At 69.4% G+C, this 8,902-nt stretch carries 9 protein-coding genes; 5 read left to right on the forward strand and 4 right to left on the reverse strand.

Annotated elements, in window-relative coordinates; translation table 11 throughout:
• Positions 1-87: 87 nt before the first annotated feature.
• The 3 genes from IAE56_RS19655 to IAE56_RS19665 all read right to left on the reverse strand — a co-directional run bounded on the left by IAE56_RS19655 (position 88) and on the right by IAE56_RS19665 (position 3,670).
• A complete protein-coding gene (locus IAE56_RS19655) occupies positions 88-441 on the reverse strand; it encodes a DMT family protein (protein ID WP_079220666.1) in 354 nt (117 codons plus the stop codon).
• Between the two features lie 68 nt (positions 442-509).
• Positions 510-3,026: an FtsX-like permease family protein gene (locus tag IAE56_RS19660; protein ID WP_200753692.1), complete on the reverse strand. Its 2,517-nt coding sequence runs from the start codon at positions 3,024-3,026 to the stop codon at positions 510-512.
• Positions 3,023-3,670, reverse strand: a complete 648-nt coding sequence (locus IAE56_RS19665; protein ID WP_108767784.1) for an ATP-binding cassette domain-containing protein — start codon at positions 3,668-3,670, stop codon at positions 3,023-3,025. Before IAE56_RS19665 ends, IAE56_RS19660 begins: the two co-directional genes overlap by 4 nt.
• 75 nt (positions 3,671-3,745) lie before the next feature.
• Here IAE56_RS19665 and IAE56_RS19670 point away from each other — a divergent pair, with 75 nt between their 5' ends.
• From IAE56_RS19670 to IAE56_RS19680, 3 genes are all read left to right on the forward strand, one after another.
• The gene (locus tag IAE56_RS19670) at positions 3,746-4,390 is read left to right on the forward strand and encodes an arylesterase (protein ID WP_200753693.1); all 645 of its coding nucleotides are present in this window, start codon (positions 3,746-3,748) and stop codon (positions 4,388-4,390) included.
• Between the two features lie 87 nt (positions 4,391-4,477).
• A complete protein-coding gene (locus IAE56_RS19675) occupies positions 4,478-5,191 on the forward strand; it encodes a response regulator transcription factor (protein ID WP_002811889.1) in 714 nt (237 codons plus the stop codon).
• 150 nt (positions 5,192-5,341) lie between these two features.
• A complete protein-coding gene (locus IAE56_RS19680) occupies positions 5,342-6,613 on the forward strand; it encodes a HAMP domain-containing sensor histidine kinase (RefSeq protein ID WP_200753694.1) in 1,272 nt (423 codons plus the stop codon).
• Positions 6,614-6,707: 94 nt separating this feature from the next.
• Here IAE56_RS19680 and IAE56_RS19685 read toward each other — a convergent pair whose 3' ends face one another.
• Positions 6,708-7,409 carry an SGNH/GDSL hydrolase family protein gene (locus tag IAE56_RS19685; RefSeq protein WP_200753695.1) on the reverse strand — a complete coding sequence of 234 codons (702 nt, stop codon included), beginning with the start codon at positions 7,407-7,409 and terminating at the stop codon, positions 6,708-6,710.
• Between the two features lie 213 nt (positions 7,410-7,622).
• Here IAE56_RS19685 and IAE56_RS19690 point away from each other — a divergent pair, with 213 nt between their 5' ends.
• Together IAE56_RS19690 and IAE56_RS19695 are read left to right on the forward strand one after the other, a co-directional pair.
• Complete coding sequence (locus IAE56_RS19690) at positions 7,623-8,018, forward strand: diacylglycerol kinase (RefSeq protein WP_108767788.1); 396 nt, start codon at positions 7,623-7,625, stop codon at positions 8,016-8,018.
• Between the two features lie 33 nt (positions 8,019-8,051).
• The gene (locus IAE56_RS19695) at positions 8,052-8,801 is read left to right on the forward strand and encodes a TerC family protein (RefSeq protein WP_108767789.1); all 750 of its coding nucleotides are present in this window, start codon (positions 8,052-8,054) and stop codon (positions 8,799-8,801) included.
• The last annotated feature ends 101 nt before the right edge of the window (positions 8,802-8,902 follow it).

Consider the following 8,902-nt stretch of genomic DNA (forward strand, 5'->3'; position numbering starts at 1 on the left):
CGCGTGGATGCCGTGATCCGTCAGTAGATCCACGCCACGCGTGGATGCCGTGATCCGTCAGTAGATCCACGCCATGCGTGGATGCCGTTATTCCTTGAACATCAAAAACGCCGCCAGCACGATCAACCCGAACGCGGCGTAATGGTTCCACTTCAGCGGCTGGCCCAGGTAGAACGCGGAGAACACCGCGAACACCACCAGGGTGATCACTTCCTGCATGCCCTTCAGCTGCGGCGCCGAGTACACCGCGCTGCCCAGGCGGTTGCCGGGTACCTGCAGGCAGTACTCGAAGAAGGCGATGCCCCAGCTCACCATGATGACCATCATCAGCGGCGCGCTCTTGTACTTGAGGTGGCCGTACCAGGCGAAGGTCATGAAGATGTTGCTGCCGAGCAGCAGCAACACGGGGTACAGGTAAGCGGCGAACGACGTGCCGGGCATCCGGGCGATCTCATCGGGTGGGGCGCGCAGCATACCGCCGGCCCCACCCATCGCGTGTCACGGCCGCGTCAGGCCTCGCGCAGGGCCAGCGCCGGCGGCGTGTGCAGGATCGCCCGCGTGCCCCACCAGCCGGCCAGCAGGCTCAGGCCGATGCCCACCAGCCCGCCCAGCAGCAGGCCCGGCCATGGCGGCAGCAGCGGCAGCTCGAACACCTTCTGCGATACCGCCACGCCGATGCCGGCTGCCGCACCCACGGCCAGCAGCGCGGCCAGCGCACCCAGCGCGCCGAACTCCACCAGCACCGCACCGCGCAGCTGGCGCCGGGTGGCCCCCAGCGTGCGCAGCACCGCGCTGTCGTAGCGGCGCTCGCCGGCGGTGGCCTGCAGTGCGGCCAGCAGCACCAGCACGCCGGCCAGCAGGCTGAAGACCATCACCAACTGCACCGCCTGCGCGACGCGGTTCATCACCTCGCGCACCTGCGAGATCACCGCATCGACATCCAGCAGCGACAGGTTCGGCTGTTCGCGCACCAGCGCACCCAGGCCCGCGGCCTTGCCCGCCGGCAGATGGAATGCCGACAGCAGGTTGTGCGGCGTATCGCCCACCGCGTTGGGGTTGAGCAGCACGAAGAAGTTCGGGCGGAAGGTGTTCCAGTCCGCCTTGCGCACGCTGGTGACGGTGAACTCGCGTTCCTGCTCGCCCACGGCAATGGTGATGCGATCACCGGGGTATACGCCGTAGCGCTTGGCCCAGCCGATCTCCACCGAAGCCTCCGGCGCGGTGCTGTCGGCCTTCCAGAACGTGCCGTTGACCAGCGTGTTGGCCGGCGGGAAGGTGCTGCGCCAGCTGAAGTTCAACGGCCGGTTCTCGTCATCGTCGTCGCGCTGGCCTTCGCCCTGCGGCGACTGGCCGTTCTGCTCCGGCGTACGGTCCACGCGCAGCGGCGGCTTGCCGTTGATCGCGATCAGGCGGCCGGTGGCCATCGGTTCGACGCTGGCATCGGCCGCGCCCAGCCCCTGCAGCGCGGCCAGCACGCTGTCGCGCTGCTCGGGCTGGATGTTGATCAGGAAGTAGTTGGGCGTGTTCTCCGGCAGGCGCTCTCGCCATTGCTGCAGCAGGCCGGGTCCGGTCACCGCCAGCAGCAGCAGCGCGCACAGCGACAGCGACAGGCCCACCAGCTGCATCACCGCCAGCAGCCGCCGCCGGGTCAGCGCGGCCAGGCCCAGCCGCCAGTTGCCATGCAGGCGGTGCTGCAGGCCGCGCAGCAGCTGCAGCAGGCCGAAGCCGACCACGCCGGCGGCCAGCGCCAGCGCGGCCAGGCCGCCCAGTACCCACAGCGCCAGCTTCAGGTCACCGGTGACCTGCACCGCCAGCACCAGGCTGGCCGCCAGCGCAGCCACGTAGGCCAGCAGCGAGGCCGGCGGCAGGGCGGCGAAGGAGCGGTTGAGCACGCGCATCGGCGGCACCCCGCGCAGGCGCAGCAGCGGCGGCAGGCCGAAACCGAACAGCAGCAGCAGGCCGATGCCCGCACCGGTCAGCGCGGGGGTAGCCTCGGGCAGCGGCAGGCGCTGCGGCACCAGGCTGCCCAGCACCTGCACCAGGCCTTCCTGCGCGGCCATGCCCAGGCCGATGCCGAGCGCGCAGGCCGGCACCGCCAGCATCAGCAGCTGCAGCGCCAGGCCAGTGAGGATGTCGCGCTGGCGCGCACCGATGCAGCGCAGGATCGCCACCTGGTCGATGCGGCGCAGGGCGAAGCGGTTGGCCGCCAGCGCGGTGGCCACGCCGGCCAGCAGCACCGCCAGCAGCGCGCTGAGGCCGAGGAAGCGGCCGGCCAGATCAAACGCCTGGCGCACGCCGCGCTGGGTGTCGTCCACGCTCAGCAGGCGCATGCCCTTCACCTGCGGCAGCAGCCACTGCCGGTACGCGGCCACCTGGTCGGGTGCACCGGCCACCATCAGCCGGTAGTTGATGCGGCTGCCCGGCCCGAGCAGGCCGGTGCCATCGACGTCGGCGCGGTTGACCAGCAGGGTGGGGGAGAGCGTCAGCAGGTCGCCGCCGCTGTCCGGCTCGGCCTCGATGATGCCGGCCACGCGCAGCGTGCCCGCACCGAACTCGAGCGCATCCCCGACCTTCAGGCCCAGCGCCTGCAGCAGGCGCGGGTCGGCATAGGTCTGGCCCTGCGGCGGCATGCCGGCATCGGCGATCAGCGCGCCGCCCGGCGTCGCCCGCACCCGCAGCGTGCCGCGCAGCGGGTAGCCGGCCTGCACCGCCTTGATGCTGGCCATCTGGCTGGCATCGCCGTTGAACAGCACGCTGCCGAAGCCGGCGATGCGGGTGTAGGCCAGCCCACGCCGCTGCGCTTCTTCGGCGAAGGCCGCAGGCGGATCGCTGCGCCCGGCCACGCCGAGGTCGCCGCCCAGCATCTCGGCCGCGCTGCCGGTCAGGGCCAGGTTGACCCGGTTCACCAGCGTGCCGACGGCGGTCATCACCGCCACGCCAAGTACCAGCGCGGCGAACACGGTCAGCAGGTCACCGGCCAGGGCTTCGCGGCGCAGCGCGCGCCAGGCGTGCCGCAGCAGGTTCATGCCTGCGCCCCGTACTCGACCGCCTGCAGGCGACCGTTGTCGATGCGGTGGATGTACTGGCAGCGCTGGGCCAGGCGCAGGTCGTGGGTGACCAGCACCAGGGTGGTGCCGCTGCCGGCATTGAGTTCGAACAGCAGGTCGCTGATGTGCTGGCCGGTGGCCTGGTCCAGCGACCCGGTGGGTTCATCGGCGAACAGGATGCGCGGGCGGGTGACGAAGGCACGGGCCAGGGCCACGCGCTGCTGCTCGCCGCCGGACAGCTGCCGCGGGTAGTGGCGGGCGCGGTGCGAGAGGCCCACCTGGGCCAGCACCTCATCGACCCGCGCGCGGTCCTCGCGGCCGGCCAGTTCCAGCGGCAGTGCGACGTTTTCGGCCGCCGTCAGCGCCGGCAGCAGGTGGAAGCTCTGGAACACGAAGCCCACTTCGCGTGCGCGCAGCTGCGCCCGGGCTTCCTCGTCCAGTGCGCCCAGCGCCTGCCCGGCCAGGGTGATGCCGCCGCGGCTGGGCAGGTCCAGCCCGGCCAGCAGGCCGAGCAGGGTGGTCTTGCCGGAACCGGAGGCCCCGACAATCGCCACGCTGGTGCCTTCATGTACCGTGAGGGTGATGTTGTCCAGTATGTGGACTTCACCCTCCGGGCCATGCACGGATTTGCCGACCTGGTCGACGGCGATGGCGACGGACGCGCTGCGGGGGGACAGGCTGTCGATGAGGAGACTCCAATGCGCATTACAGGATGGAGCCGGCAAGCCGGCACGATGATGGTGCTGCTGCTAGGGTTGCTGCTGTGGTCCGGGCTGGCGTGTGCCAAAGGTCCGGCCGGCACGGTGCTGGTGCTCGGTGACAGCCTCAGTGCTGCCCACAATATCCCGGCCGACGCAGGCTGGGTCAGCCTGCTGGACAAGCGGGTCAGGCAGCAGTCGAAAAGCCCGCCCCGCATCGTCAACGCCAGCATGAGCGGGGAAACCACCGCCGGCGCGCTGACCCGCCTGCCGGGCCTGCTGGCCAAGGAGAAGCCGACCGTCGTGGTCATCGCGCTGGGCGGCAACGATGCCCTGCGCGGGCTGACCCCGGCGCAGGTGCAGGGCAACCTGGAAAAGATGCTGCTGGCCAGCCGCGCCGCCGGCGCCAAGGTGCTGCTGCTGGGCATCGACGTGCCGCCCAACTACGGCCCGGCCTACCGCCAGCGCCTGGCGGCCGCCTACCGCGCGCTGGCCGACACGTACAAGGTGCCGCTGCTGCCGTTCCTGCTGGAGGGCGTGGCCCTGCAGCCCGGGCTGATGCAGGCCGACGGCCTGCACCCCACCGCGCAGGCCCAGCCGAAGGTGCTGGACAACGTCTGGCCGCTGCTCAAACCGCTGCTGTGAAACTTTTTTCGGCGTCTTGACGGAACTTCACATCGCGTCCACCGTCGATCGGGCATGTTTCACAAAGCTGAAGAAAGAGGTACTCACATGCGTCAGACGAAGGAGACTTCCGGCTTGGTGCTGGTGGTCGAGGACAACCGCAACATCTCCGAGATGATCGGCGAATACCTGGAAGGCCGTGGCTTCGAGGTGGACTATGCGCAGGATGGCCTGGACGGCTACCGTCTGGCCGCTGAAAACAGCTACGACGTGGTCGTGCTGGACCTGATGCTGCCGCGCCTGGATGGCATTGAAGTGTGCCGCCGCCTGCGCAACGATGCCCGCAAGTCGACGCCGGTGCTGATGCTGACCGCGCGCGACACGCTGGACGACAAGCTCACCGGCCTGGGGTTTGGTGCCGATGACTACCTGACCAAGCCGTTCGCCATCCAGGAACTGGAAGCCCGCCTGCGCGCGCTGATCCGCCGCGAACGTCGCCAGGTCGGTTCGGAAGTGCTCAAGGTCGCCGACCTCGTGCTCGATCCGGTCAGCATGCGGGCCACCCGCGCCGGTACCGAACTGCAGCTTTCGCCGATCGGCCTGCGCCTGCTGACCATCCTGATGCGGGAATCGCCCCGCGTGGTCACCCGCCAGGAAATCGAACGCGAGATCTGGGGCAACGGGCTGCCGGATTCGGACACCCTGCGCAGCCATCTGTACAACCTGCGCAAGATCATCGACAAGCCGTTTGACCGTCCGCTGCTGCACACCGTGCAGAGCGCCGGTTACCGCATCGCCGACATCGCCCAGCCCATGGCCTGAGCAGTGCCGGTACAGGAACAGGCCCGCCCCGGCTTCGGCCGGGTCGCGGGGCAGGGGACGGGCCGTCGGCCGCAGGGGTGGTCATCCACCGTGCACGTCGCCGGCACGGCGCGCTGCCTATAATCGCAGCGCTTCAACCGGGACCCCGCAATGCCGCACGGCCTGCCGCGCAAGATCCGTATCGCTTTCATCCTGCAGGCAGTGCTGGCCAGCGTAGGTATCCTGCTGGGCGCCTGGCTGGTCTCGCTGGTGATCAAGCACAGCCTGGTGGGCGCCGCCCTGCGCGAAGAGGCCGCCTACTACTGGACGCTGCACGAGGCCTCGCCCGCGCAGCCGCCGCCCAATACCCAGAACATCCGCGGTTACCTGCTCGAGCGCGGGCGCTCCAGCCTGTCGCTGCCGGCCAACCTGCGCACGCTGGAAGCCGGTTTCCACGAACTGCCCGGCGATGACCAGCTGGTGCTGGTCGATGCCCGCCCGCAGGGCCGCCTGTACCTGGTGTTCCTGCGCTCGCGCGCGGAAATGCTGGCGTTCTGGTTCGGCATCGTGCCGGTGCTGCTGACCCTGTTGGCCGTCTACGGCGCCAGCTGGGTGACCTACCGCGCGTCCAAGCGCCTGGTGTCGCCGGTGAACTGGCTGGCGCGGCGCGTGTCGCGCTGGGACCCGGGCCACCCCGAGGCGGCGGACCTGGAGCCGGACAAGCTGCCGGCCGATATGCAGGGCGAGACCCGCCAGCTGGCGGCGGCGCTGCATTCACTGGCCAACCGGGTCACCGACCACGTCGCCCGCGAGCGCAACTTCACCCGCGATGCCAGCCACGAACTGCGCACGCCGTTGACCGTGATCCGCGTGGCCAGCGACATGGCGCTGGGCGATGAGACCCTGGAACCGCGCCTGCGCCGCAGCCTGCAGCGCATCCAGCGCGCCGGGCGGGACATGGAGGCGGTGATCGACGCGTTCCTGATCCTGGCCCGCGAGGCCGACATCGAGCCGCAGATCGAGCTGTTCGATGTCAACGACATCGTCCGCTACGAGGTGGACAACGCCAACGAACTGCTGGGCAACCGCCCGGTGGCGGTGCACCTGCACAGCGCCGGCCCGGTGCAGCTGCATGCGCCGCCGCGGGTGCTGCAGGTGGTGGTCAGCAACCTGGTGCGCAACGCCTGCAACTACACCGACGAAGGCCGCATCGACGTGCAGGTCGAGTCTGACCGGGTGGTGGTGCGTGATACCGGCATCGGCATGTCGGCCGAGGCGCTGGCCCGCGCGTTCGAGCCGTTCTACCGCGCCGAGCCGGATCGCCCGCAGGGCACCGGCCTGGGCCTGTCGATCGTGCGCCGGCTGTGCGACCGCTTCGGCTGGAAGGTCAGCCTCGCCAGCGAGCCGGGCAAGGGCACCGAAGCCACCGTCATTTTCCGCTGACCGGGGTCGGATCCCGTTGCAACGCAACGGGCTCTGACCCAATGCTGGATCGCCACGTAGTCGAGCACGGCTCGACTCTACAAGGGCGGTTTGCTCAATCGCACTTGACCTTCGGCGCCACGGCCTTGGTCCAGATCGCATAGCCGGCCGGGGTCATGTGCAGCATGTCCTCGCGGAACAGCTTCGGGTCCGGCTGGCCATCGGCGCCCAGCATCGGGGTGTAGATGTCGGTGTAGCCGGCGTTGGGCAGCTTGGCCAGGGCGGCCTTGATCATCGCGTTGGCCTGGTTGATCGCCGGCAGCAGATGCGCGCGCGACGGGCTGGGCTTGATCGACAGGTATTCCACCTTGGTCTTCGGCAGGTCGCGGTGCACGCGCTGCACGAAGGCCACCACGTCATCGCGCACCTGGGTGGCGCTGCGGCCGCTGTTGAGGTCGTTGTCGCCGGCGTAGAAGAACACCTTGCACGGCGCATAGGGCACCACGATCTGGTCGGCATACCAGGTGCTGTCGCGCACTTCCGAACCGCCGAAGCCACGGTTGAACACCGGCTGGCCCGGGAAGTCCTGGGCCAGGCTCTCCCAGAAGCGGATCGAGGAGCTGCCGATGAACTCGATGCCCCCGCGCGGCGGCGGGTTGCCCTGGTCGGCCTTGAGGAAGCTGGCCATGTCGCCTTCCCAGGCCACGTTGGACACCTGGTCGGGCACGCGCGGTGCGGCCGGCGGGCTCAACGCCTGGGCCAGCGGGGCCAGGGTCAGCAATCCAAGCGACAGCAGACAGGTACGGGCGAGTGTCATCAGCGGCTCCAGCAAGGGCAGGGGACACCCATCATAGGAGTTCGCCGCCGTGCTGCGCTTGCCCATGGCGGGTCGTTGGCCGGCCGCTGCGGGGTGCCGCTGCCGCCCTTGTGGCAAAATGGGGGCTGTCTGCCCATTCCTGTGCACCCATGATTGCCTGCCGTGCGTCTGAGCGGTCGCTGCGCCGCGCCCCTGTTGCTGGATACTTCCCCCGTGGCTGATCAGTTCGGCCACATGCCCCGCGGCCCGCGCCGCATCTTCCAGGCCGCCCGCTGGTCCTGGCAGGGCCTGCGCGCCGCGTGGCTGCACGAGTCCTCGTTCCGGCTGGAGGTCTACCTGCTGGTCGTGCTGGCCCCGCTGGCGCTGTGGCTGGGTCAGACCCCGGTCGAGCGCGCGCTGATGATCGGCTCGATGCTGCTGGTGCTGGCGATGGAACTGGCCAACTCGGCCATCGAAGCGGTGATCGAGCGCTACGGCGCCGAGATCCACGAGCTGGCTGGCCGCGCCAAGGACATGGGCTCGGCAGCGGTGTTCGTGCTGATGATGAACGTGCTGCTGTGCTGGGCACTGGTCGTGGTGCCCCACCTGCTGGCCGGCACGTACGCCTGAACCCCCATTCCCCCACTGTCCTGAAGAGTTTCCATGTCCTTTGAGTTTCTCGCCGACCCCAACGCCTGGGTAACCCTGTTTACCCTCAGCGCCCTGGAAATCGTGCTCGGCATCGACAACCTGGTGTTCATCTCCATCGCCGTCAGCAAGCTGCCGGAAGAGCGCCGCCCGTTCGCGCGCAAGCTCGGCATCGCCGTGGCCTGCATCACCCGCATCGGCCTGCTGGTATCGCTGGCCTACCTGGCGCACATGGCGGCGAACCTGTTCACCGTGGCCGGCATGGGTATCTCCATCCGCGACCTGGTGCTGATCGTCGGTGGCCTGTTCCTGATCATCAAGGGCTTCATGGAGATCAAGGAGCTGATCACCGGTGGCGAGGATGAAGACCCCAGCACCACCAAGGCCTCGGCCGTGTTCGGCTACGTCATCGCGCAGATCGCGGTCATCGACATCGTGTTCTCGCTGGACTCGGTGATCACCGCCGTCGGCATCGCCGACCACATCCCGGTGATGGTCGCCGCCATCCTGCTGTCGGTGCTGGTGATGCTGCTGGCCGCCAACCCGCTGGGCCGCTTCATCGATGCCAACCCGACGGTGAAGATGCTGGCCCTGGCCTTCATCCTGCTGATCGGTGCGGTGCTGATCCTGGACGGCCTGGACGTGCACGTGCCCAAGCCCTACATCTACGCCGCGATGGGCTTCTCGGTGCTGGTGGAATGGCTGAACCTGCTGATGCGCCGCCGCGCACGCGACCACCACGTGCCGGGCGCCGGCAACTGGTAAACGATCCACCCAGGACCCCCGGCACTGCCGGGGGTTCTGCGTTATGGGGGCCGCTGCGCTCGCCGGGGGGGGGGCCCGCCGGCCCCCCCCCCCCACCCCCC

The sequence above is a fragment of the Stenotrophomonas sp. S41 genome, assembly GCF_016624625.1.
GTDB lineage: Bacteria > Pseudomonadota > Gammaproteobacteria > Xanthomonadales > Xanthomonadaceae > Stenotrophomonas.